This window comes from Nonomuraea sp. LPB2021202275-12-8, from assembly GCF_037044575.1.
In the GTDB taxonomy this organism is placed as follows: Bacteria; Actinomycetota; Actinomycetes; order Streptosporangiales; family Streptosporangiaceae; genus Nonomuraea.
Window position 1 is genome coordinate 1 of sequence record NZ_JBAHWD010000173.1, and the last position, 370, is coordinate 370.

The window sequence follows — 370 nt, forward strand, 5'->3', positions numbered from 1 at the left end:
CGAGTTGAGCACCGTGTTGGCCTGCGCCTTGACGAAGCGGTCCTCCTCGTCGGCGGTGAGGTAGTCGACCTGGTCGGTCACCTTGCCGTCGACGACCTTGCGGTAGGGCGTCTCGACGAAACCGAAGGCGTTGATCCGGCCGTAGGAGGCCAGCGAGCCGATCAGGCCGATGTTCGGGCCTTCAGGCGTCTCGATCGGGCACATCCGGCCATAGTGGGACGGGTGCACGTCACGAACCTCGAAGCCGGCCCGCTCACGCGACAGACCACCGGGGCCCAGCGCGGACAGACGCCGCTTGTGCGTCAGGCCGGCCAGCGGGTTGGTCTGGTCCATGAACTGCGACAGCTGCGAGGTGCCGAAGAACTCCCTG

At 67.0% G+C, this 370-nt stretch carries 1 pseudogene; it reads right to left on the reverse strand.

From position 1 onward, the window contains the following. Positions 1 to 370 (reverse strand): annotated as a pseudogene (locus tag V5E28_RS49245) (DNA-directed RNA polymerase subunit beta); the annotation flags it as partial.